This window comes from Streptomyces sp. NBC_00568 (assembly GCF_026341855.1).
In the GTDB taxonomy this organism is placed as follows: domain Bacteria; phylum Actinomycetota; class Actinomycetes; order Streptomycetales; family Streptomycetaceae; genus Streptomyces.
The window spans coordinates 6,167,083-6,189,714 of record NZ_JAPENW010000001.1 but is presented as its reverse complement, the minus strand read 5'-3'; the positions used below and the strand labels follow the sequence as shown (position 1 = coordinate 6,189,714).

Genomic DNA, 22,632 nt, shown 5'->3' with positions numbered 1-22,632 from the left:
CGCACGTGACGACGATCCCCGTCTCCCCGTCCCCGCTGTCCCCCAGCCTGATCGCCACGCTCCCCGGGCACTACTACACCGACCCGGAGATCTTCCGGCAGGAGCAGGAGCGGCTCTTCGAGTCGATGTGGTTCTGCGCGGTGCGCTCCGCGGATCTCGCGAGGCCCGGAGCCTTCCGCACCGTGCAGGTCGGCCGGGAGAGCGTCCTGATCACCCGCTCCCGCACGGGTGAGCTGCGCGCCTTCCTCAACATCTGCCGGCACCGGGGTGCCCGGCTGTGCACCGAGGAGTCGGGCGAGGTGCGGCGCAACCTCCAATGCCCATACCACGCCTGGACGTACGACCTCGACGGCAAGCTGGTCGCGGCGCCGAACCTGGTGAAGATGCCGGACATCGACCGCGTCGAGTACGGCCTGGTCAAGGTCGCCCTGCGCGAGTGGCTCGGCTACGCCTGGGTGTGCCTGGCCGACGAGCCACCCTCCTTCGAGGAGACGGTGACGGGCGCGGCCGTGGAGCGGCTCGGCACCGCGGCGGCCATCGAGCACTACGGCGCCGAGAACCTCGCGCTCGGCCGGCGCGTCACCTACGACGTACGGGCGAACTGGAAGCTGATCGTCGAGAACTTCATGGAGTGCTACCACTGCGCCACGATCCACCCCGAACTGACGGAGGTGCTCCCGGAGTTCGCGGACGGGTACGCGGCCCAGTACTACGTGGGCCACGGCGCCGAGTTCGGGGAGGAGATCAAGGGCTTCACGGTCGACGGCAGCGAGGGCTTCGCCAAGCTGCCCGAGGTCGCGGACGACCAGGACCGCCGCTACTACGCGATCACGGTGAAACCGACGGTCTTCGTCAATCTGGTCCCGGACCATGTCATCCTGCACCGCATGTTCCCGCTCGCCGAGGACCGCACGGTCGTCGAGTGCGACTGGCTCTACGCCCCGGAGGTCGTCGAGTCGGGCGCCGACGTGTCCAAGTCGGTGGAGCTTTTCCACCGGGTGAACGAACAGGACTTCGAAGCCTGTGAAAGGACACAGCCGGCGATGGCGTCACGTGCGTATCGCAACGGTGGTGTGCTGGTTCCGACAGAGCATCACATCGGGGTCTTCCATGCGTGGTTGATCGAGCGACTGGGAGGCCCACGTGCCTGACCTGTACATCGACGGATCGTGGCGGGGCGCGCTCGACGCGCGGACCCGCGAGATCCGCTGCCCCGCCGACGGCTCGCTGGTCGGAGTCGTCGACGAGGCCGGCGGCAAGGACACCGTGGAGGCGATCGCCGCCGCGCGCCGTGCCTTCGACGAGGGCCCCTGGCCCGCGGTCCCGTCGGCCGACCGCGGTGACCTGCTGCTGCGTGTCGCCGATCTCCTCGTCCGCGACAAGCACGCCCTCGCCCGCGCCGAGTCCCTCGACACCGGCAAGCGGCTCGTCGAGAGCGAGTACGACATCGACGACATCGCGAACTGCTTCCGCTACTTCGGCCGGCTGGCCGCCGCCGAGACCGGCCGGGTCGTCGAGACGGGCACGGAGAGCGTCGACAGCCGTGTCGTGTACGAACCCGTCGGGGTCTGCGCGCTGATCACCCCGTGGAACTACCCGCTGCTGCAGACGGCCTGGAAGGTGGCACCGGCGCTGGCCGCGGGCAACACCTTCGTGCTCAAGCCGAGCGAGCTGACTCCGCACACGGCGATCCATCTGATGCGGCTCCTGGAAGAGGCGGGAGTGCCGCCGGGCGTCGCCAACCTGGTGCTGGGCGCCGGCCCCGAGGCGGGCGCCCCCCTCGCCGACCATCCGGACGTGGACCTGGTCTCCTTCACCGGGGGCCTGGCGACCGGGCGCCGGCTGATGGCCGCCGCCGCCGGGACGGTGAAGAAGGTCGCCCTCGAACTCGGCGGCAAGAACCCCAACATCGTCTTCGCCGACGCCGACTTCGAGACAGCCGTCGACATGGCGCTGACCGCGGTCTTCCTGCACTCCGGGCAGGTCTGCTCGGCGGGCGCGCGACTGCTGGTCGAGGACTCCCTGCACGACCGGTTCGTCGACGAGGTCGTACGCAGGGCGTCGGAGATCCGGATGGGCGGACCGTTCGACGAGCGGGCGCAGACCGGGCCGCTCATCTCCGCGGCGCACCGCGCCAAGGTCGAGGCGTACGTCGCCAAGGGCCTGGCGGAAGGAGCGGTGCTGCGCTGCGGTGGCGCCCGGCCGACGGGACCCGGCTTGGACGCGGGCTTCTACTATCCGCCGACCGTCCTCGACGAGTGCAGCGGCGACATGTCCGTGGTCCAGGAAGAGTCGTTCGGGCCCGTGCTCACCGTGGAGCGCTTCAGCGGCGAGGCGGAGGCCGTGCGCCTCGCCAACGACACGATCTACGGACTGGCGGGCGCCGTCTTCAGCACCGACGAGGCCAAGGCCCAGCGTGTCGCGGCCCGTCTGCGGATCGGCACGGTGTGGATCAACGACTACCACCCCTACGTCCCGCAGGCCGAGTGGGGAGGCTTCAAGCAGTCCGGCTTCGGGCGCGAACTCGGGCCGTCGGGACTGGCCGAGTACCGCGAGGCCAAACACATCTGGCGCAACACCGACCCGTCCCCGCAGGGCTGGTTCGCCTGATCCGGATCGTCCGGGGCTGCTCACCCCCGCCGCCCCGGCGCACCACCGCGGACATGGCGCCCGCGTAGCACCCCCTCATGGAACCCGGCACCCGCACGAGCCGCTCCCTCACCCCGCCCCCAGGCCCATCTGGAGTCCGCTCATGACGACCACCGAGCAACCGTCCGGCCCACAGCACCACGACGACGCCGAACTCGCCGAGTTCGGCTACAAACCCGAACTCAAGCGCACCCTCGGCAACTTCCACACCTTCGCCGCCGGCATCAGCTACATCTCCATCCTCACCGGCACGTTCCAGCTCTTCTACTTCGGCTACGGCAGCGGAGGTCCCGCCTACTGGTGGTCCTGGCCGATGGTCTTCGGCGGGCAGTTCATGGTCGCCCTCTGCTTCGCGGAGCTGGCCGCGCGCTATCCCGTCGCGGGCTCCGTCTACAACTGGTCGAAGAAGATAGGCAATCCGCATCTCGGATGGCTGGCCGGCTGGATGATGCTGATCGCCTCCATCGTGTCGATCTCGGCGGTGGCACTCGCCTATCAGCTGACGCTCCCGCAGATCTCCGACACCTTCCAGTTCGTCGGGGACGGGACCGGGAAGTACGACGTCGCGACCAACGCGGTCGTCCTGGCCACGGTGCTCATCCTCTTCACGACCCTGGTGAACGCCTTCGGCGTGAAGCTGATGGCCACCATCAACAGCGCGGGCGTGTTCATCGAGCTGATCGCCACCGTCGTCCTCATCGTGCTGTTCGCCGTCCACATCACCCGGGGACCACAGGTGGTCACGGAGACGGCGGGCACGGGTGCCGGGCACTCGTCCGGCTATCTGGGCGCGTTCCTGGTGGCCTCGCTCGCCTCGGCGTACGTGATGTACGGCTTCGACACGGCGGCCTCGCTCGGTGAGGAGTCCCTGGACCCCTCCCGCAACGCCCCGCGGGCCATCATCCGCGCGATCGTCGCCTCGTTCGTCCTGGGCGGCCTGGTGCTGCTGCTCGCGCTGATGAGCGTCTCCAGCCTGAAGGGGGAGAAGCTGTCCACGGACGGTCTGCAGTACATCGTGCTCGACGTGCTCGGCCCGACGGCGGGCAAGGCGATGCTGTGGTGCGTGCTGATCGCGGTCACGGTGTGCGCGCTCGCGGTGCACACGGCGGCTATCCGGCTGGCCTTCGCGATGTCCCGGGACAACAACCTGCCCGCGTCCGCGCTGATGGCCCGGGTCAGCCCGCGCTTCAAGACGCCGGTCCTGCCCGCGGTGATCATCGGCATTCTGGCCGTGGCGATCCTCGTCGTGAACATCCGCCAGCCGCAGATCTTCACCGTGGTCACCAGCATCGGCATCATCATGATCTATCTCGCCTACCTCGGTGTGACCGCCCCGATGCTGGTGGCCCGGCTGCGCGGCACGTGGCAGCCCGCGGGCGACGGGAAGTTCTCGCTGGGCCGCTGGGGCCTGCTCGTCAATGTCCTCGCCGTCGTCTGGGGCGCGGTCATGACGATCAACCTGATCTGGCCGCGCGCCGAGGTCTACAACGCCGCCGCGCCGTTCCACTGGTATCTGCGCTGGGGTGCGGTGCTGTTCGTCGCCGTCATCGCCGGCGGCGGCTTCGCCTACTACTGGTTCGTCCAGCGCCACCGCACCGGCGTCCTCGACGAGCACCGGCTGCAGCCCGCCGTCCCGGCTCCGCTCACCGCTCCGGCGGCCGACTGAAGGAGGGTCAACAGCTCATGAGCAACGATGAGTTCGACTATGTCGTGGTCGGCGGCGGTACCGCGGGGAATGTGGTCGCGGCCCGCCTCTCCGAGGACCCGTCCGTCACCGTGTGCGTCCTGGAGGCCGGCCCCAGCGACGTCGGCGACGACGACATCCTCAGACTGGACCGCTGGATGGGCCTGCTGGAATCCGGCTACGACTGGGACTACCCGGTCGAGCCGCAGGCCACCGGCAACAGCTTCATGCGGCACGCCCGCGCCAAGGTGCTCGGCGGCTGCTCCTCGCACAACTCGTGCATCGCCTTCTGGGCTCCCGCGGAGGACCTCGACGACTGGGCCGCCGCGGGCTGTACGGGCTGGAGTTCGGCCGAACTCTTCCCGCTCTACCGGCGGCTGGAGTCGAACGACGCTCCGGGCGACCACCACGGCCGCACCGGCCCGGTGAAGCTGCGCACGCTGAAGGGCGAGGACCCGTGCGGCGCCGCCCTGCTGGAGGCGTGCGCGCAGGCGGGCATCCCGACCACCGCGTTCAACAGCGGCACGACGGTGGTCCGGGGCGCCAACTGGTTCCAGATCAACTCCGACGAGAACAACATCCGGCAGTCCTCGTCGGTCGCGTACCTCCACCCGGTCATGGGCAAGCGGCCGAATCTCTCGGTGCGGACGGGGGTGCGGGCGAAGAAGCTGGTCCTGGAAGGCCGCAGATGTGTCGGCGCCGAGTACCTCGACCCGGATCTGATCCACACCCGGACGGTCCGGGCCCGCCGCGAGGTGATCGTTTCCTGCGGTTCCATCGACACGCCGAAGCTCCTGATGCTGTCGGGCATCGGGCCCGCCGGGCATCTGCGCGAGGTCGGCATCGACGTGGTCGCGGACGCGGCGGGCGTCGGCGAGAACCTCCAGGACCACCCCGAGGGCGTCATCATGTGGGAGGCGAAGCGGCCCATGCCCACCACGTCCAGCCAGTGGTGGGAGGCGGGCATCTTCTACGACACCGAACCGGGCCTGGACCGGCCCGACCTGATGTTCCACTACGGCTCGGTGCCGTTCGACATGAACACCGCGCGGCACGGATTCCCCACCTCGGAGAACGCGTTCTGCCTCACCCCGAACGTCACGCGCGCGAAGTCCCGCGGCACCGTGCGGCTGCGCACCCGCGACTACCGGGACAAACCGATGGTCGACCCGCGGTACTTCACCCACGAACACGACGTGCGGGTGATGACGTACGGGCTGAAGCTGGCACGGCGGATCGCCTCGCAGCCCGCGCTGAGCGGCTGGGCGGGTGCCGAGCTGGCCCCCGGGCCGGACATCCGCTCCGACGAGGAGCTGCTGGACTACATCCACAAGACCCACAACACCGTCTACCACCCGTCCTGCACCGTGAAGATGGGCGCGGACGACGACACCTCGGCCCCGCTCGACGCACGGCTGCGGGTCAAGGGAGTCGAGGGCCTGCGGGTCGCGGACGGCTCGGCCATGCCGGATCTGATCTCCGTGAACCCCTGCATCACCACGATGATGATCGGCGAGAAGTGCGCCGACATGATGAAGGAGGACGCGTAGACGGGCGCCCCGCGAGGGGCGCGGGGCTGTAGCGACATGCGGCTCCGCCGCGTGGGCGCGGCCGGCCGAGGACGACCCGCGGTTCCCCCACGGCCCTGTCTCTACGGAACGATCGGCGCCGGGCGCTTGTACATCCGCGTCGCCGTGATCTCGGTGTGCACGGTCTCCCCGGCGGGCGCCTCACGCGGCAGTCCCGGCCGCAGATGCTCCTCGACGCTGATGTACTTCAGCCCGGCACGCAGGTCGGCGTCGTTGCGCAACCGGATGACGAGGGGGAACTCGGCGAGCGCGGTCGTGTCGAACAGGCCCGTGGTGTAGAGGAGCTGGACGCCGAGCGCGTCCGAGACGGCCCGCTGGAGCTCCAGCAGATACGTCGCGTTGGCGCGCCCGATGGGGTTGTCGAGGAACAGGGTGCCCGCGTGCCGGTGCTTGTCACGGCCGCGGTCGTTGCTGCGCAGCGCGGCCATCGTGCAGTACAGCGCGATGGCCGCGGTGAGCAGCTGACCGCCGGAGAACACATCGCCCATCTGCCCGACGGGGACCCGTTCGGCGCGCAGCACGGCGTCCGGCTTGAGGATCTCCACGGCGACGCCCTTGGGCTGGAGCGCGGCGCCGACCCCGCGCAGCAGCAGTGACATGCCGTCGCGCCGCATGTCGGAGTTCTTCTTGACGGCCGCGCGGGTGGCCTCGTCCACCACCTCGCCGAGCCGCTCGGTGAGGGTGGCCTGATCGGGTTCCTCGAAGCGGATGCGCAGGAACTCCTGCCCGGACCACTCGCCGAGCCCTTCCGGCAGCCTGGACAGCCGCTGCGCGGACCGCAGGGTGGCGAGGGCGGACTCCACGAGCCCGCGCAGCCGGTCCACGATCGAGTCCCGGTTGCGTTCCAGCTGCTCCAGCTCGTCGGTCAGCACCCGCAGCCGGGGCGCGAACGCGTCCGCCCACTTCTGCGCGTGCTCGGGCAGCGAGGAGGCGGGCAGCTCGCGGATCTGCTGCCGGGCGGGGGTCCGCACCTGCTCGTAGCGGGTGGAGTTGGCGTGCCGTACGAGGATGTCGCTCGCCTCGCGGACGGCGCCCTCGGCCGCGGAGAGATCGGCGGCGCAGCCGCGCAGCGAGCGGCGGCTCTCGGCGGCGGAGTTCCGCGCCTCCTCGAGGGTGCCGGGGTAGGGCTCGGGCTCGTCCTGCTCCTCGTCGGGGTGCTCCCGGATCAGGTCCCTGAGCAGGGCCGACGTCTCGTCGAAGCCGCCGGCCGCGTCCTCGGCGGACCGGTGGGCGCCGAGGAACTCGGCGTGCGACTCGCGTGCCTGGTTCAACGCCTCGGTGCGGGCGGCGAGTTCGGTCGTGGCCGTGCGCAGCAGGGCCTGCGCGTGCTCGGCGTCGCTCGGGACCAGGTCGTCGGCCAGTTCGGTGTGCGCCTCGCCGTCCTCGGGCGCGTGCCGCTCGGCCTCGCCGCGCAGCCGCCCGAGCTGTTCGCTCGCGGTCGACATCCGGGTCTCCAGGAGCTGCACCAGTTCGTCGGCCCGCGCCGCGGCGGCCTGCCGTGAGGGGCCGTCGGAACCGTCCGGCGACTCCAGGAGCTGCGCGGCCCGCGTGCGCACCTTGTTGCTGAGCCGGTCCAGCTCCGCGAGCGCGGCGCTCTCGTCGCTCTCGGCCCGGGCCTGTTCGGCCCGCAGATCGGCGCCGACGCCGACCTTCTCATACAGCTGCGACGCGGCTCGGTACGCCTCACGCAGGGCGGGCAGCGAGGCCTTGGGCGCCGCCGTACCGTCCTGCGTCACATCGTCGGGGGCGCCCGCGATCTCCGCGCGCTCGGCGCGCAGCGCGCGGGCCGTGCGGCGGGCGTCGTCGGCGGCGCGCTGAGCGGCGCGGCGGTCCTCGTCGGCGGCGCGGGCACGCTCCAGGCACACCTGGGCCCGGGCCTCCGACTCCGCGGCCTCGTCGGCGAGTTCGCGCACCTTGACCTGCCATCCGGCGCGCTCACGGAGCCGGAAGGCGAGTCCGGCGAGGGCGTCGGCCGCGCGCCGGGCCTTCTGCGCGGCCTCCTGCCGCTCGTCACGCACATGGGCCGCGTCGGCCGCCGTCTCGTCGGCCTCCGCCCGGACGGTACGGGCCTCGGCCAGCTCGGCCTCGGCCTCCTCCGCGAACGCGCGCGCGTCCCGCGCGGTCGCGGCCAGCTCGATGAGCCGCCCCGCCGGGCAGCCGGTGCGCCAGGACGCGAGCCGCGCGGCCAGCTCGCGGTCCTTGCCGAGGCGGGCGGCGAGGGCCCGGATCTCCTCGTCCCGCAGGCCCGCGCGGGCCCGCAGTGTCTGGCGCTCCTCGTCGGCCGCGTGCTCGTCGTGCATGGCCGGGTTCGGCGGTACGAGGAAGACGCCGCCGTCTCCCGCGTCGGAGGCCGGGGTCGGGGCGAGCAGCGCGGCGGCCGTGCCGACGGCCACCGCCGAGCGCGGCAGCAGCGCCGCTTCGCCGAGGACCTCGCGGGCCCGCGCGTGGGTGTCGGGGTCGGTGATGATCACACCGTCGACGAGTTCGGGCCGGGCGGCCAGCACGCGCGCGTGGTCAACGGGGTCGACGGCCTGCGCGAGGTAGCGCCACCCGGGCAGCGCGGGAATGCCGTGCTCGCCCAGGTACTCGACGGTGGCCAGGACGTCCGGGCCGGGCGGCAGCAGTCCGCCGTCGCCGAGGGCCCCGAGAATCCGGGCGTCGTCGGCCGCGGCCGTGCGCAGTTCGAAGAGCTGCCGCTCGGCGGAGGTGACTCCTTCGTCGAGGAGTTCGCGGAGTTCGTCGGCGTACCGGTCGAGCTCCTCGGGCGTCAGCGGCGCGCCCCCGGACGAGCCGGCGGGTCCGTCGGACTCCTCGTCACGGCGGGGCTGCGGAACGCCGCCGCGGGCGTCGGCACCCGGCAGACTGAGCAGTTCGGCGAGCCGCTCCTCCTCCGCCAGCGCCTCCGCCGTACGCCGTTCCGCTTCGTACGAACGCTCCGCGGCCGTCGCCGCGTCGGCCGCGCGGGCCGCCGTCAGCTCGGCACGGGACTCGGCGGACGCCGCCTCCCGCGCGTGGTCCGCGGCGCGCCGCGAGGCCTCACGGGCGGTGTCCCAGGAGGCGACGGCCGACTTCTCCGCGTCGCTGGCCGCGAGGGCGGCCCGGGCCGGGTCGGCGTCGGGGGCACTGTCGTCGAGCCAGCCGGCGCGGACCGCCTCGGCGGTCTCCTGCTCGACCTCGGACAGGCGCTGCCGCAGATGACCGACCTCGCTGCGGGCGCGCTGGGCGGCGGTGGCGGCGGACGTCGAGTCGGCGTGCGCAGTCTCGCCGATCTCCTGGAGGCCGGCGGACCGCTCCTCCTCCTCGTTGGCGAGCGACTCGGCGCCCTCGGCGGCCCGGTGCAGGGCGCGGACGAGGTCGACGGCGGCCCGGGCGCGGGCGGCGAGCGCGGGAGCGGCGTCCCGTTCGGCCTCGCGGATCGCGTCGGCCACGCGGGTCGAGCGGTCGGCGGCGGCGCGGTGCCGCAGGACGAGCTCGGCGGCCTGCCAGGCCGAGTGCAGCGTGCGCGCGTCGGCGAGCTCGCGCTTCTGCGCGGCAGCGGACTTCTCCGCGCCGGCGAGGGCCAGCGAGGCGTGGCGGTAGGCGAGTTCGGCGGCGATCAGCGCGCTGCGCTCGCGGGCGCCCTCGGCATGGGTGACGGAGTACGCGGCGGCGGTCACCCGCTGGGCGAGCTCACCGGCGCGCACGCGCTCCCGCACGGCCCGCGCGGACAGCCGGCGTGCCAGCGTCCGGGTCCGCCGCTCGGCGCCGGTGTGGATGTCACGCGCGCGTGCTCGTGCCTCGGCGGCGTCGACGATCCGGCCGAGCAGATCCGCGGAACCGGCGGTGAAGTCGCGTTCGGCGATGAGTTCGGCGCGGCGCCCCAGCTTGTTGCCGAAGCCGCCGACCAGGTCGGCGAGCCCGTCGGTGTCGCGGGTGTCGGTGACCGCGCGCAGCAGGAGATCGGTGAAGTCGGAGTCCTTCTTGACCGCGAAGAGGCCGGCGGCCTCACCCTCGTCGGCGTTCATCTCCCGCTGGTAGCGGAAGAGTTCGGGGTCCAGGCCCAGGTCGCCGAGGTGTTCGTTCCAGCGGTCGTGGATCTCCTCCCAGTGCACTTCGAGGTGCGGGTACACCTTGCCGGCCTCGGTGATCGCGTCGCGGAAGCCCTTCATGGTGCGCCGCCGCCCCGCCTCGGCGACGGGCAGGTTGTCCAGACTGAGCCCCGGACCGGGACGGAACGAGTACCAGGCTTCGGCGAACTTCCGCGGGTCGTTGGAGACCTGCCGCCCGCGCCACTCGCTCGCCTTGCCGACCACCACGCACTCGCCGGTCAGCGTGTGCTGCCACTCCAGGGCGACGTGTCCGCAGTCGTCGGCGAGCAGGAACTTGCGCAGCACGCCGGAGCTGGCGCCGCCCAGGGTGTTGCGGTGTCCCGGGAGCATCACCGAGAAGATCAGCTTGAGCAGGACCGACTTGCCGCCGCCGTTCTCCAGGAAGAGCACGCCGGCGGGCGCGGGCCGGCGCGGCGGGCCGACCGGCTCCTCCGCGAAGAACTCCGCCTGGGTGGGCGCGGGGTCGGGCACGGGCTGGCCGACACCGCGCAGATCCAGCACGGTGTCGGCATAGCGCGCACCGGCGGGCCCGATGGAGTAGAGGCGGACCCGGGACAGCTCGTACATGGCGGCGGACTCTCGTAGTCGTAAAGGGAGGTGAGGTCGTGGGAGGAAGCCGGGGGCGGCCGGCGGACGTCAGGAGTGGAAGGGCAGTCCGGCTCCGGCCGCCAGCTCCAGGTCGTCGGAGTCCTCCGCGGGCAGCAGCGTCGCCGTGCCGTCGGTCACCGGGACGATGCCCAGCTCCAGCAGTTCGGCCATGGCCGCGCTGCCCGCCATGTCGCGGACCTGGAGCTGGTAGCGGGCGGTCGTCCGGTACGTGCCGCCGGAATCGTCGCCGGTGCGCTGGAGGAACCCGGAGTCGGTGAGGAAGGCGACGGCCTTGGCGATGATGCCCGTCGTCGAGCCGGCCAGTCTTCGGGCGTCCTTGGTGGCCCCGGTGGAGCTGCGCCGCGCCCAGATCCGCCAGGCCGCCTCAAGGCCCGGCGCGTCGGTCGCGGGGTCGGTGTTCTCGCCGGTCTCCTCGGCCCGCTCCTCCAGGCGTCGGCAGGCCTGCCGTACGAACGCGTCGACGCCGTTGACCGAGACGCGGCCGATGTATCCGTCGTCCGCGAGGTCCTCGGGGCGGGGGAAGGCCAGGGCGGCCACGGCGAGGTGGGCGAGTCCGTGCAGGAAACGGTCCCCGGAGTCGGCCGATGCGCGACGCGCGTAGTCGCCCATGCGGACGGCGAAGACCGAGTCCTCGGCGGCGGTGACCGCCATCCCCGCGCGCGGGGACACCTCCAGGACGATCAGCCCGAGGCCGGCGGCGACCGCGTCGGCGAGCCGCGCGAAGGGCGGGTCCTCGCGATAGCGGCGCAGCAGCTCGGCGTACTCCTGGTCGCGCGCGGGCTGCAGCTTCGGCTGCAGTCCGAAGGCCACGAGCCGCGCCGCGTCGGCGGCGTCGGCCGGTGTGACGGGGGCGTTCGCCGGCGCGGCGGTGGCCTCCGGTTCACTCCACTCGACGTGCTCGGTCACGGCTGGGGCTCCTTGTTCGGAAGTACGGGGTTGCGTACGTGGGTGCGGGCCGGTGCCCCGTACGGGGCGGGCCGACCGGACGACCGGGGCCCCGTCGGCCGGGCGCGGCCGACGACGCCGGACCCGAGGATCCGGCCCGACCCGAGGATCCGGCCCGACCCGAGGATCCGGCCCGACCTGAGAGTCCGGCCCGACCCGAGGATCCGGCCCGACCCGAGAATCCGGCCCGACCCGAGAATCCGTCTGGGCGCGAGGACGGGGGCGGACGCGAGGGCCGGGGGCGCCCCGCTGTCCCCGAGCCCGGGCGGCAGACCGTTCATGCCCGGTCCGCCTTCATCCCGGCCGCGTCGAGCAGGGCCATGCCCACGATCAGGTCGGCCCCGCCGAACTCCGGATCCTCCAGCTCGGTCCCGTCGTCCACGGCGAAGAGCAGGCGCTCCTCGCCCTGCCGGTAGGCGGTGCCGACCGGTGGACTCGCGGCGTGCACGGCCAGGAGCGCCACGAGATACGGCAGCTCGGGATCGCGGCGGCGGGCCTCCGCGAGCAGCCCGGACAACCGGCGCGGCGCGTCCGGGGACAGATTCAGCAGTTCCATGGCGGAGGCGAGCTGCTCATCGCTGAACCGGCTGTCGTCCGGTGTCGCGATCAGATCGGGCTCGGGCATCTCGGCCCCGAGGTGCTCCCGCTCCAGCGGCGGCGTCAGCAGGATGTCGACGAGGTCCGCGACACGTACGGCGACAGGTGTACGCAGTCCCGTCCCGCGCGCGAAGAACGCGTCGGTGACGCGCAGCGCCCGCTCCACCGGCAGAGGCAGCACCGGCGCGACCAGGTGTCCGTAGAGGTCGATCCCCGAGCTCGTCATGGGGGTCCCGAAGGCCTGCCGATCCTGCTCGGCGCGGAACAGCGGGCCGGCCTCCAGGAGGCGGGACTGGAGCTGGGTGTGCCTGCGGATGCAGTCCTTGACTATGTCGACGAGCTCGGCGGCGCGCCGCTTCTGCTCAGGGTCCTCGGACTCGTCCCGGGCCTTGCGGATGTTCGTGAGGATCGCGTTCTCGTGGCGGTAGCGGTCGGCCACGTGGTCCAGGGCTTCGGCGATCATGTCGGGGACGGCCTGGAGCCAGTCGACGGCCCGCACATTGCGCCGGGTCGCGTCGAGGGCCTTGCGCAGTGTTTCCGCGTACTGCACGGTCCGGTAGCGGGCCTGCTCGGCGGCGAGCTGGGCGTCGGCCAGCCGGCCGCGGCTGATCAGGACCTCCAGCTTGACCTCGGCGGCGATCTGCGCGCTGGTGACGTCGGTGTCGAGGGCGCCGACGAGGACGTTGACCGCTTCGTCGGTCGTACGGAGGTAGACGCTCCCCCCGTAGCCCGGTACCTCCTCGATCAGCTTGAAGTCGTAGTCGCGGCGCACATAGGTGCCGTCGGGCGCGAAGGTCCCGTACACGGCACGGAAGCCCCGGTCGACGCTGCCGACGTTGATCAGGTTCTCGAGGACCCAGCGGGCCACGCGCTCGTGCTCGACGACCGGGCGGCGCGGGGCCTGGGCGGCGATGCGCGGGATGAGCCTGGCCACTATCTGGTCGTGGTCGGCGCCCGTGTCGAAGTCCATGTTCAGTGTGACGAGATCGATGGCGGCGAGGGCGACCTCGGCCATGCCGTACACCGTGTACTCGCCCGCGAGGTTCGCCTTGCGCACGTCCAGGTCGTGCAGCGGCGCCGTGCAGGCGAGCGCGCGCAGCCGCCGCGCCAGGCCCTCGTCGGCGGCCGGGCCCGGCGCCGGGCGCGGCCCCGCGCTGAGCTGGGGCGGAGCGCTGTCCGTCGATGCAGGCGAAGTCACGGTGCACAGACTAGGTCCTCGGTCCGACAACGGTCGAAACGACGCAGAAGCGACCGCCGCCCCCGGCCCCTCCACAAGCCCACCACCCCGCCACCCCACACCCCGCTACACCCGGGGCTGCCCCGCCAGGCCCGCACCACCGGGCCTGCACCTCCAGGCCGGGCCCGCACCGCCGGCCCCGCGCCCCAGGCCACCGGAGCCCGCACCGTGGACCCCGCACCACCGGGCCCGGAGTATCAGGGGCTCGACCCGCGGGGCCCGGACCACCTGTCGACGGGTCGCCTGCCCCGCGTCGGCCACGGCCCGGACGGGCCGCGGCACGCACCCGACGCGCGGCGCCGCGACCTCCGCCGCTGCCACCGGAGGGCCACCGCGTCAGTCGGTGCCCTGCCCCCCGTCGGCGACCCGGCGTGCGTAGACCTCGACGAGGCCCTTGCGGGAGTCGTCGAGGTAGCCCGCGAGAAGGCGCTCCGCGCCGTCCCCGTCGCCCGACTGGAGGGTCTGCAGGATCTCGTGGTTGCGCGCGAGGTAGGGCTCGTGGAGCCGCTGGGGGTCGTCCACCACGTGGAAGGCGAGACGCAGCTCGGCGAAGACGCTGCGCATCACCTCGTCGGTGCGGGCGCTGCCGGCGAGGGCGACCAGCTCGCGGTGGAAGTGGATGTTGGCGGTCGACACCCCTTTCCAGTCACCTTCGCGGGCCGCCCGCTGCCCTTCGGAGACGGCCTTGGCGAGCCCGTCCACGGCGTACGGCGGCCTGCCGAGCCCGCGGACCACGGCGCACTCGACGAGGGCGCGGGTGCGGTAGATGTCCTCGACGTCCTCGACGGTGAGCACCCGGACGAACACGCCGCGATTGAGCTCGTGCACCAGCAGCCGCTCGTGCGTGAGCAGCCGGAACGCCTCCCGCAGCGTGTTCCGCGAGACGCCGAGCGCACCGCCGATGCTGTCCTCGGACAGCCGGGTCCCGGGCGGGAAGAAGCCCTCGGCGATCCGGCTCCTGAGGATGTCCGAGACCCGCTCGGCGGTGCTGGTGCGCCCCAACAGGGCGCGATCGTCGGCCAGTTCCGTCAGCTCTGCCATGCCCGGAATTCAATCGCAGATACAAGAACGAAACAACATGGGTATTGAGGGATCGTTCAACGATCCTCTACCTTGTCGGACAGGCGCCACCGCACCACCGCATGTGCACACCGCTCCGCTCGGCTCTCCGCACAGCTCTCCGCGCACCGCTCCGCACTGCTGCGCACCACTGCGCACCACCCAGGCGCCCACGGCTTCCGCACGGCACGGCACGGCTCAGTCCTCATGCACGCTCCGTCCCTCACTGCGAGGTGCCCATGAGCACGAACCCTCCATCCCAGGCCCTGACCGCCGACACTCCACCCGTCGCGGGTGAACCCACTGCTCAGGAAGGCGCGTTCGGCTGGCTGCGCGCACTCGGCCCGCGGGGCCGGCGCGCCTTCGGCGGCGCGTTCGGCGGCTACGGCCTCGACTCGTACGACTACTTCACCCTGCCGCTGAGCATGGTCGCCCTCGCGGCCTACTTCGGCCTCGACAGCGGCCAGACCGGTCTGTTCACCACGGTCACGCTGGTCGTCTCCGCGGTCGGCGGCGCCGTCGCCGGTGTGGTCGCGGACCGGATCGGACGCGTCAAGGCGCTGATGATCACCGTGATCACCTACGCCGTGTTCACGGTCGCCTGCGGTTTCGCGCCCAACTACGAGACGCTGCTGGTGTTCCGCGCCCTCCAGGGCCTCGGTTTCGGCGGTGAGTGGGCGGTGGGCGCGATCCTGGTCGCCGAGTACGCGAGCCCCCGGCACCGGGGGCGCACACTCGGCGCGGTCCAGAGCGCCTGGGCCGTCGGCTGGGGCCTGGCGGTGGTCGTCTACACGCTCGTCTTCCAGTTCCTCGACGACGACATCGCCTGGCGTGTGATGTTCTGGACCGGCGCGCTGCCCGCGCTGCTCGTGCTCTGGGTCCGGCACCGGGTGCAGGACGCCCCCGAGGCGGCCGCGGTCCGCGAACAGAGCGCGGACAAGGGATCGTTCACCACGATCTTCAAACCCGGTACGGCGAAGGCCCCGGGCCTGCTGCGCACCACGTTCTTCGCGGTCCTTCTCTCCACCGGCGTCCAGGGCGGCTACTACACGCTGGCCACCTGGGTGCCCACCTATCTGAAGACGGAGCGCGGACTGTCCGTCGTCGGCACCGGCGGCTACCTGACGCTCCTGATCTCCGGAGCCTTCCTCGGCTACCTCACGGGCGGTGTCCTCACCGACAGACTGGGCCGCAAGCGCAACATCCTGCTCTTCGCGATCCTCTCCGCGGCGTGCATCCTCGCCTACGCGAACATCCCCGAAGGCTCCAACACCCTTCTCCTCGTGCTCGGTTTCCCGCTCGGCTTCTGCATGTCGGCGATCTTCAGCGGCTTCGGCTCGTTCCTCAGCGAGCTGTACCCGGCGGCGGTACGGGGCACGGGACAGGGCTTCACGTACAACACCGGGCGGGCCGTCGGCGCCGCCTTCCCCACCACGGTCGGCTTCCTCGCCGACAGCTGGGGCGTGGGCGGCGCGCTGGTGTTCGGCGCGATCGGCTACGCCCTGGCCGCGGTCGCCCTGATCGGACTCCCCGAGACGCGTGGCAAGGAGCTCCTGTGAACGACACCGTCCAGGTACGGCCTCCGGCCCTCGCCGGGAGCCCCTCGCAGAGTCTGTCGGCGATCGACGGCCACGCGCGCGCGTGGACCCCCGAAGAAGCGCGCCGGCGGTTCCGTTCGGGGCTGTCGGTCCCCACCGCCGGAATCGCCGCGGGCCACACCCAGGCGAACCTCGTCTCCGTGCCCGCCGACTGGGCGTACGAGACACTGCTGTTCTGCCAGCGCAACCCGAAGCCGTGCCCCGTCCTCGACGTCACCGACGCCGGTTCCTGGACCACTCCGCTCGCCACGGGCGCGGACCTGCGCACCGACCTGCCGCGCTACCGGGTGTGGGAACACGGCACGTTGGTGGCCGAGCCCACGGACGTCGTCGCGTACTGGCGGTCCGACCTGGTGTCCTTCCTGATCGGGTGCAGCTTCACCTTCGAGTGGGCGCTGAGCTCGGCGGGTGTCCCGATGCGCCACATCGAGCAGGGCCGCAACGTCTCCATGTACGTGACGGCGCGTCAGTGCCGCCCCGCCGGGCGGCTGCACGGGCCGATGGTCGTGTCGATGCGCCCCGTGCCGCCCGAGCACCTGGCCGCGGCGATCCGGGAGAGCAGCCTGCTGCCCGCCGTGCACGGCAGTCCGGTGCACTGCGGGGAACCGTCGGTGCTGGGCATCGAGGATCTCTCGCGCCCCGACTTCGGCGATCCGGTGACGGCGGCACCGGACGACATCCCGGTGTTCTGGGCGTGCGGAGTGACGCCCCAGGCGGCCGTGATGGCGTCCCGGCCACCGTTCGCGATCACCCACGCGCCCGGGCAGATGTTCCTCACGGACACCCGCGACGAGCAGTACCGAGTGGCCTGAACGGGCCGGAAGAGGAGACACGGCAGCTCATGACCCCCATCGATCTCAACGCGGATCTCGGCGAGGGCTTCGGCCGCTGGCGGCTGACCGACGACGAGCAGCTGCTGTCCGTCGTCACCAGCGCCAATGTGGCCTGCGGTTTCCATGCCGGGGACGCGGCCACCATGCGGCGGGTGTGCGAGCTGGCGGCGGAGCGGGGTGTACGGATCGGCGCCCAGGTCTCCTACCGCGACCTGGCGGGGTTCGGGCGGCGCGCGATGGACGTGCCGCCCGACGAGCTGGCGGCCGAAGTGGCCTACCAGATCGGCGCCCTGGAGGTCTTCGCGCGCGCGGCCGGCTCGCGCGTGGCGTACGTGAAGCCGCACGGCGCGCTCTACAACCGCGTCGTGCACGACGAGGAGCAGGCGGCGGCGGTCGTCGACGGCGTGGTGCTCGCGGGCGCCGGGAGCGGGGCGGGGCGTCTGCCCGTCCTCGGGCTGCCGTCCTCGCGCTTCCTGAAGGTGGCCGAGCGGGCCGGACTGCCCGTCGTCACCGAGGCGTTCGCGGACCGCGCCTACACCGAGGAGGGCACTCTGGTGCCGCGGACCCAGGAGGGCTCGGTGATCACCGAGGCCGAGACGGTCGTGGAACGCTCCCTGGGCCTGGCCCGCTTCGGAGTGGTCACGTCCCACTCCGGGGAGCGTGTTCCGGTCCGCGCGCGCTCGCTGTGCCTGCACGGGGACACTCCGGGCGCGGTCGACCTGGCCCGCCTGGTGCGTGCCCGGCTGGAGTCCTCGGGCGTGCGCGTGGAGGCGTTCGCGTGAGCGCTCGGCCGGCCGGCGAAGGCGGCCGCGCGGACGCGGTGTCCGCCGACGACAGCATGAAGGCCCTGCCCGTCGGGGACCGGGCGCTGCTCGTCGAGGTCTCCTCGGGGGAGGCCGCCCAGGCCCTGCACGCCGAGCTGCTGCGGCGCCGCGCGGAGGGCTCGCTCTCCGTGCGGGAGATCGTCCCGGCGGCCCGCACGGTGCTCCTGGACGGGCTGGACGATCCCGCGCGTCTCGCGGAGCGGCTGCCCGGCTGGGAGATCCCCCCGCTGAACGCGCGCGCGGACGCCGCCGTCGAGATCCCCGTACGCTACGACGGTCCCGACCTGGCGGATGTGGCGGCCCTTTGGGGGGTGGCGGTGCGCGAAGTGCCGGAGATCCACGCGGCGGCCGAATTCCGCGTCGCCTTCTGCGGGTTCGCGCCCGGCTTCGGCTACCTCACGGGACTGCCGGCGCGCTACGACGTGCCGCGCCGGGCGACCCCGCGGACGACGGTTCCGGCGGGGTCCGTGGCGCTCGCGGGCCCGTACACGGGGGTGTACCCGCGCAGTTCACCGGGCGGCTGGCAGCTGATCGGCACGACGGACGCGGTGCTGTGGGACCACGCGCGCGTACCGGCCGCGCTGCTGGCCCCCGGCGCGCGTGTCCGCTTCGTACCGGCGGGTCGTCCATGAGCGACCGGGCCCTCGCGGTCGTGCGGGCCGGAGCGCTGACCACCGTCCAGGACCAGGGGCGACCGGGCCACGCGCACCTCGGCGTACCGCGCTCCGGAGCGCTGGACGCGCCCGCGGCGGCGCTGGCCAACCGGCTCGTCGCCAATCCCCCCGAAGCGGCCGTGCTGGAGACGACGCTCAACGGCTGCGCCCTGCGCCCCCGTTCGACGGTCACCGTGGCGGTGACCGGAGCGCCCTGCCCGGTCACGGTGGACGGCCGCCCGGCCCCGTGGGGAGCTCCGGTCCGGGTGCTCGCCGGTACGCTCCTGGACGTCGGTTCCGCCCGCGCGGGTCTGCGGAGTTATGTGGCCGTGTCCGGTGGTGTGGCGGTCGAGCCGGTGCTCGGCAGCCGCTCCACCGACCTTCTCTCGTGTCTCGGACCCGCGCCCCTCACGGACGGCGCGGTGCTTCCCCTGGGGCGTCCGGGCGCCGTTCACGCGCGCGCGGACGTCGTTCCGCACAGCGCCCCGCGCGCCGAGCTGGTCCTGCGCGTGACGCTCGGCCCGCGCGACGACTGGTTCACGGAGCCGGCCGTACGGACGCTCACGACCCGCGCCTACCGGGTGTCGTCGGCGAGCAACCGTATCGGCCTGCGGACGGAAGGGCCCTCGCTGGAGCGGGCCGTCTCCGGCGAACTCCCCAGCGAGGGCATGGTGCTGGGTGCCGTCCAGGTGCCTCCCGACGGCTGCCCGGTCGTGTTCCTCGCCGACCATCCGACCACCGGGGGGTATCCGGTGATCGCGGTCGTCCGCGGCACCGACCTCCCCGCGGCCGCTCAGGCGGTCCCGGGAACCCCGGTGCGCTTCGTGGCCGTGCGCCGCCGCTGAGGCCGTCGGGGCCCCGTACGCCGGTGCTCGGGGTGCCGGGGCCACGCGCACCCGGCACCTCTCGCGCCCTTCCGTCCATCCATCCGTCCACCCGTCATGCCACGTCCATCCATCCGTCCACCCGTCATGCCATGTCCGGCTGTTCGGCCACCCGTCACGCCACGTCCGGCTGTTCGGCCACGGACAGGGCGGCCAGGGCGGACGCGACGGCGTGCGAGGCGCTCAGGTCGAGGCGGGCACTGGTGCCCCGGGCCCGGTGGCGCACTTCGGACGCGGCCAGGGTGAGCAGTTGGGGCAGCAGGTCCGTGCAGCGCCGGGCCACCCATCCCGTCCCCGCGGTGGCCAGCCACAGGAGGCTCGCCGAACGGGTCGGCGCGGGGAACTCGGGCTCGGCCGAGGGCGTGGTCCCGGTCGCGACGCCCTCCTCGGCGAGCAGGGTGTGGAAGTGCAGGGCGAGCCGGCGGTGCCCGAGCTCCCCGGGGTGCAGCCGGTCCGCGCTCCACACGGCGCGGTCTCTCAGCCATTCCTCCTCCGCCGCGTGCAGATGCACCGCACCGTGCCGCTCGGAGAGGGCGTGCACGACCGCGTTGACCGCGCGCTGCCGCCGGGCCAGCGGGCGGGCCAGGGCTCCCGGCAGCCCGAGCATCGAGCCGGGGTCCGGGAGGCAGGCCGTCATCACGACCGTGTCCCGTGCGCGGAACGCCGCGTACACCTTGTCGAGCCGTTCGGCCACGGCATGGATGTCGAACGTGCACCGCAGGGTGTCGTTGACGCCGATCACGACGGAGACGAGGTCGGGCTCCAGGGCGAGCGCCTCCGGGGTCTGCCGCTCGAGGACGTCCCGTGTCTGTGCCCCGCTGACCGCGAGATTGGTGAACCGCGCGGGGGTGTCCGCCGGGGCGAGCCCGGGGGCGAGCAGTTCGGCCCACCCCCGCCACCGGTCCCCGACGGGGTCGCCCACGCCTTCCGTGAGCGAGTCCCCGAGGGCGACGAACCGCACCGGTCTCATGCCACGCCCTCCTGGAGGCGCGGCCGGGTCGGGACCACCGCGTCGTGCGCGGCGAGGAAGCCCGCCGCGGCTGCGTCCCAGCCGAAACACTCGGCACGCGCGCGTGCGGTCCGCCTGCGCTCGCTCTCGGTGCGGCCGAGGAGCAGCCGTACCGCGTCCGCGAAGGAGTCCCCGCTGTCGGAGGCGGTGGCTCCGGCGGAGCCGACGATCTCCGGCAGGGCGGAGAGCGAGCTGGCGACCACGGGGGTGCCGCAGGCCATCGCCTCCAGGGCGGCGAGCCCGAAGGTCTCCGCGGGCCCCGGTGCCAGGCACACGTCGGCCGAGGCCTGGAGCGAACCGAGCAGGGTGCGGTCGGCTATGTGCCCGAGGAAGGCGACGGGCAGGCGCCGGTCCCTCGCCCGCTGTTCGAGCCGGGCCCTGAGCGGTCCGTCCCCGGCGACGACGAGGACGGCGCGCTCTCCGCGCCGCAGCAGCGCCTCCAGGGCGTCGAGCGCCGTGCCGGGACGCTTCTCGACCGAGAGCCGGGAGCACATCACGAGCAGGGCCTGGTCCGCGCGCGCGTAGCGGGCACGCAGCGCCGGGTCCCGCAGTTCCGGGTGCCGGTTCACCAGATCCACGCCCAGGGGGGCGCGTACGACGTTGCGGGCGCCGATGCGCACGAACTCGCGCTCGGCGAACTCCGTGGTGCACACCACCCGCGCGTAGGAGTGCGCGGTACGGACGTTGAGGGCGTCGGCGGTCCGCCGGGCCATCCCCTCGGACAGTCCCCAGGTGCGCAGCACACCGTCGGCGGTCTCGTGGGAGACCATCACCGCGGGCACCCGGGCCCGCCGCGCCCAGACTCCGGTCCAGCGCAGGGTGGTGCGGTCGGAGACCTCCAGGCGGTCGGGGGCGAGCGACTCCAGGAGCCGGGCCACCCGCCGCCTGTCCGTGAGGACGCGGTAGCCGCCGGTCCCGGGCAGCAGCGGCCCGGGCAGCGTGATCACCCGCCCCTGCTCGGTGTCACGGTCGCTCGCGCGCTCACCGGGAACGACAAGCACCGGTTCATGGCCGGCCGCCCGATAGCCGGCTCCCAGCTCCCGCAGCGCGGTGCGCAGGCCCCCTGAGGCGGGGGCGACGAAGTTGGCGAGCCGTACGATGCGCAGACTCATGCCGCCACCAGCTTCCGCGCGGACAACACGTCCTCGTAATGGCCGATGAGCTGGTCGCCCACCGCGGCCCAGGTGCGGCCCTCGACCATGGCATGTCCGGCGGCGCCGTAGGCCGCCCGCAGCGCGGGATCGGCGGCCAGGGTGCGCACCGCTTCCCGTACGGCGGCGCTGTCGATCGGCGGGACCAGCAGCCCGGTGCGCCCGTGGGCGACCAGGTCGAGCGGTCCGCCGGCGGCGGGCGCGACGACGGGTACTCCGCTGGCCATGGCCTCCTGCACGGTCTGGCAGAAGGTCTCGAAGGGGCCGGTGTGCGCGAAGACGTCCAGTGACGCGAAGATCCGCGCGAGTTCGTCACCGGTGCGCCGGCCGAGGAAGACCGCTCCGGGGAGCGCGCCCCGCAGGGTGGCTTCGCTGGGGCCGTCGCCGACCACGACGACCCGGACGCCGTCCAGCCCGCACACCCCGGAGAGCAGTTCGACCTGCTTCTCGGGGGCGAGCCGGCCGACGTAGCCGACGATCAGTTCGCCGTTCGGCGCCAGTTCGCGGCGGAGCGCCTCGTCCCGGTGCTCGGGGCGGAAGCGGGCCGTGTCGACGCCGCGCGCCCACAACCGCACCCGGGGCACGCCGTGTGCCTCCAGGTCGCGCAGAGCCGCGCTGGACGGCGCGAGGGTCCGGTCGGCCGCCGCGTGCACGGAGCGGATGCGCCGCCACGCGGTGGCCTCGCCCGCGCTGATGTACGTACGGGCGTATCCGGCGAGGTCGGTCTGGTAGACGGCCACGGCGGGGATGCCGAGCCGGGAGGCGGCCGCCATGCCGCGGACGCCGAGGATGAAGGGGCTGGCCAGGTGGACGATGTCGGCGCGGTGTTCGGTGATGGCCGCGGCGACGCGTCGGCTGGGGAGGGCGACGCGGACCTGGGGGTAGCCCGGGAGCGGAAGGGAGGGGACTCGGACGACCGGGCACGGCGCCAGGGCATCGGGCCCGCTCCCGGCGGGGGTGCCTCCCGGTTCAGGGGAAGCCGAGAGCCTGGGGGAGGTGGCCGGGGCGACGACGAGGGGAGCGTGACCGCGATCGACGAGGTGCCGGGCGGTCTGGAGCGCGCAGTGGGCCACGCCGTTCACATCGGGGGGAAAGGATTCGGTCACGATGACGACACGCATACGGGTGTTCTCGCCGCACTGGACGTGGCCGCGTCAACGTGGATCTTTGCGAGCGATGAACGTCCCGTGAGCGTTGCACTCCGCCCCCGTCCAGGTCAGCCC

16 protein-coding genes are annotated in these 22,632 nt (G+C 73.1%); 9 read left to right on the top strand and 7 right to left on the bottom strand.

The genetic code is table 11. The annotated features are described in order from the left end of the window. Positions 1-5 precede the first annotated feature (5 nt). The 4 genes from OOK38_RS26930 to OOK38_RS26915 all read left to right on the top strand — a co-directional run bounded on the left by OOK38_RS26930 (position 6) and on the right by OOK38_RS26915 (position 5,883). A complete protein-coding gene (locus tag OOK38_RS26930; RefSeq protein WP_266756335.1) occupies positions 6-1,151 on the top strand; it encodes an aromatic ring-hydroxylating dioxygenase subunit alpha in 1,146 nt (381 codons plus the stop codon). Next, positions 1,144-2,610: an aldehyde dehydrogenase family protein gene (locus OOK38_RS26925; protein ID WP_266756337.1), complete on the top strand. Its 1,467-nt coding sequence runs from the start codon at positions 1,144-1,146 to the stop codon at positions 2,608-2,610. Before OOK38_RS26930 ends, OOK38_RS26925 begins: the two co-directional genes overlap by 8 nt. 142 nt (positions 2,611-2,752) lie before the next feature. Further along, positions 2,753-4,315, top strand: a complete 1,563-nt coding sequence (locus tag OOK38_RS26920) for an APC family permease (RefSeq protein WP_266756339.1) — start codon at positions 2,753-2,755, stop codon at positions 4,313-4,315. Between the two features lie 17 nt (positions 4,316-4,332). Continuing rightward, the gene (locus OOK38_RS26915) at positions 4,333-5,883 is read left to right on the top strand and encodes a GMC family oxidoreductase (RefSeq protein WP_266756341.1); all 1,551 of its coding nucleotides are present in this window, start codon (positions 4,333-4,335) and stop codon (positions 5,881-5,883) included. Between the two features lie 101 nt (positions 5,884-5,984). Here the strand turns inward: OOK38_RS26915 and OOK38_RS26910 are convergent, their stop codons facing one another. The 4 genes from OOK38_RS26910 to OOK38_RS26895 form a co-directional block, all read right to left on the bottom strand. After that, positions 5,985-10,577, bottom strand: coding sequence for a hypothetical protein (locus tag OOK38_RS26910; RefSeq protein WP_266756343.1), 4,593 nt, complete (start codon positions 10,575-10,577; stop codon positions 5,985-5,987). Positions 10,578-10,646: 69 nt separating this feature from the next. Continuing rightward, on the bottom strand, positions 10,647-11,525 hold the full coding sequence (locus OOK38_RS26905; RefSeq protein WP_266756345.1) for a hypothetical protein: 879 nt from the start codon (positions 11,523-11,525) through the stop codon (positions 10,647-10,649). Between the two features lie 316 nt (positions 11,526-11,841). Then, positions 11,842-13,359 (bottom strand): hypothetical protein, encoded by a 1,518-nt coding sequence (locus tag OOK38_RS26900; protein ID WP_266756347.1) that lies wholly within the window; start codon positions 13,357-13,359, stop codon positions 11,842-11,844. 375 nt (positions 13,360-13,734) lie between these two features. Beyond that, complete coding sequence (locus OOK38_RS26895) at positions 13,735-14,439, bottom strand: GntR family transcriptional regulator (RefSeq protein ID WP_266756349.1); 705 nt, start codon at positions 14,437-14,439, stop codon at positions 13,735-13,737. A 257-nt stretch (positions 14,440-14,696) separates the two neighbouring features. On the opposite strand from OOK38_RS26895, the gene OOK38_RS26890 reads away from it, so the two are divergent. The 5 genes from OOK38_RS26890 to OOK38_RS26870 are packed head-to-tail and all read left to right on the top strand — an operon-like array spanning position 14,697 to position 19,210. After that, the gene (locus tag OOK38_RS26890; protein ID WP_266756351.1) at positions 14,697-16,016 is read left to right on the top strand and encodes an MFS transporter; all 1,320 of its coding nucleotides are present in this window, start codon (positions 14,697-14,699) and stop codon (positions 16,014-16,016) included. Positions 16,017-16,069: 53 nt separating this feature from the next. After that, positions 16,070-16,867, top strand: coding sequence for a putative hydro-lyase (locus OOK38_RS26885; protein WP_266765583.1), 798 nt, complete (start codon positions 16,070-16,072; stop codon positions 16,865-16,867). Between the two features lie 29 nt (positions 16,868-16,896). Continuing rightward, positions 16,897-17,670 carry a LamB/YcsF family protein gene (locus OOK38_RS26880; RefSeq protein ID WP_266756353.1) on the top strand — a complete coding sequence of 258 codons (774 nt, stop codon included), beginning with the start codon at positions 16,897-16,899 and terminating at the stop codon, positions 17,668-17,670. A 56-nt stretch (positions 17,671-17,726) separates the two neighbouring features. Continuing rightward, positions 17,727-18,344, top strand: coding sequence for an allophanate hydrolase subunit 1 (locus OOK38_RS26875; RefSeq protein ID WP_266765584.1), 618 nt, complete (start codon positions 17,727-17,729; stop codon positions 18,342-18,344). Continuing rightward, the gene (locus tag OOK38_RS26870; RefSeq protein WP_266756355.1) at positions 18,341-19,210 is read left to right on the top strand and encodes a biotin-dependent carboxyltransferase family protein; all 870 of its coding nucleotides are present in this window, start codon (positions 18,341-18,343) and stop codon (positions 19,208-19,210) included. The genes OOK38_RS26875 and OOK38_RS26870 overlap by 4 nt, the downstream gene beginning before the upstream one ends. A 154-nt stretch (positions 19,211-19,364) precedes the next feature. On the opposite strand, the gene OOK38_RS26865 is transcribed toward OOK38_RS26870, so the two are convergent. Genes OOK38_RS26865 through OOK38_RS26855 form a run of 3 tightly spaced genes read right to left on the bottom strand, consistent with a single transcriptional unit; the run spans position 19,365 to position 22,530 of the window. After that, entirely contained in the window at positions 19,365-20,219 is an 855-nt protein-coding gene (locus OOK38_RS26865; protein WP_266756357.1) for an SGNH/GDSL hydrolase family protein, read from the bottom strand. After that, the gene (locus OOK38_RS26860; protein ID WP_266756359.1) at positions 20,216-21,370 is read right to left on the bottom strand and encodes a glycosyltransferase; all 1,155 of its coding nucleotides are present in this window, start codon (positions 21,368-21,370) and stop codon (positions 20,216-20,218) included. Before OOK38_RS26860 ends, OOK38_RS26865 begins: the two co-directional genes overlap by 4 nt. Beyond that, entirely contained in the window at positions 21,367-22,530 is a 1,164-nt protein-coding gene (locus OOK38_RS26855) for a glycosyltransferase family 1 protein (RefSeq protein ID WP_266756361.1), read from the bottom strand. Before OOK38_RS26855 ends, OOK38_RS26860 begins: the two co-directional genes overlap by 4 nt. Between the last annotated feature and the right edge of the window lie 102 nt (positions 22,531-22,632).

Excerpts from the sequence above, each read along its gene's own strand:
- OOK38_RS26920 (WP_266756339.1), top strand. The coding sequence starts at position 2,753 with ATGACGACCACCGAGCAACCGTCCGGCCCACAGCACCACGACGACGCC.
- OOK38_RS26915 (WP_266756341.1), top strand. The coding sequence starts at position 4,333 with ATGAGCAACGATGAGTTCGACTATGTCGTGGTCGGCGGCGGTACCGCG.
- OOK38_RS26910 (WP_266756343.1), bottom strand. The coding sequence starts at position 10,577 with ATGTACGAGCTGTCCCGGGTCCGCCTCTACTCCATCGGGCCCGCCGGT.
- OOK38_RS26895 (WP_266756349.1), bottom strand. The coding sequence starts at position 14,439 with ATGGCAGAGCTGACGGAACTGGCCGACGATCGCGCCCTGTTGGGGCGC.
- OOK38_RS26890 (WP_266756351.1), top strand. The coding sequence starts at position 14,697 with ATGAGCACGAACCCTCCATCCCAGGCCCTGACCGCCGACACTCCACCC.
- OOK38_RS26880 (WP_266756353.1), top strand. The coding sequence starts at position 16,897 with ATGACCCCCATCGATCTCAACGCGGATCTCGGCGAGGGCTTCGGCCGC.
- OOK38_RS26875 (WP_266765584.1), top strand. The coding sequence starts at position 17,727 with ATGAAGGCCCTGCCCGTCGGGGACCGGGCGCTGCTCGTCGAGGTCTCC.
- OOK38_RS26870 (WP_266756355.1), top strand. The coding sequence starts at position 18,341 with ATGAGCGACCGGGCCCTCGCGGTCGTGCGGGCCGGAGCGCTGACCACC.
- OOK38_RS26865 (WP_266756357.1), bottom strand. The coding sequence starts at position 20,219 with ATGAGACCGGTGCGGTTCGTCGCCCTCGGGGACTCGCTCACGGAAGGC.
- OOK38_RS26860 (WP_266756359.1), bottom strand. The coding sequence starts at position 21,370 with ATGAGTCTGCGCATCGTACGGCTCGCCAACTTCGTCGCCCCCGCCTCA.
- OOK38_RS26855 (WP_266756361.1), bottom strand. The coding sequence starts at position 22,530 with ATGCGTGTCGTCATCGTGACCGAATCCTTTCCCCCCGATGTGAACGGC.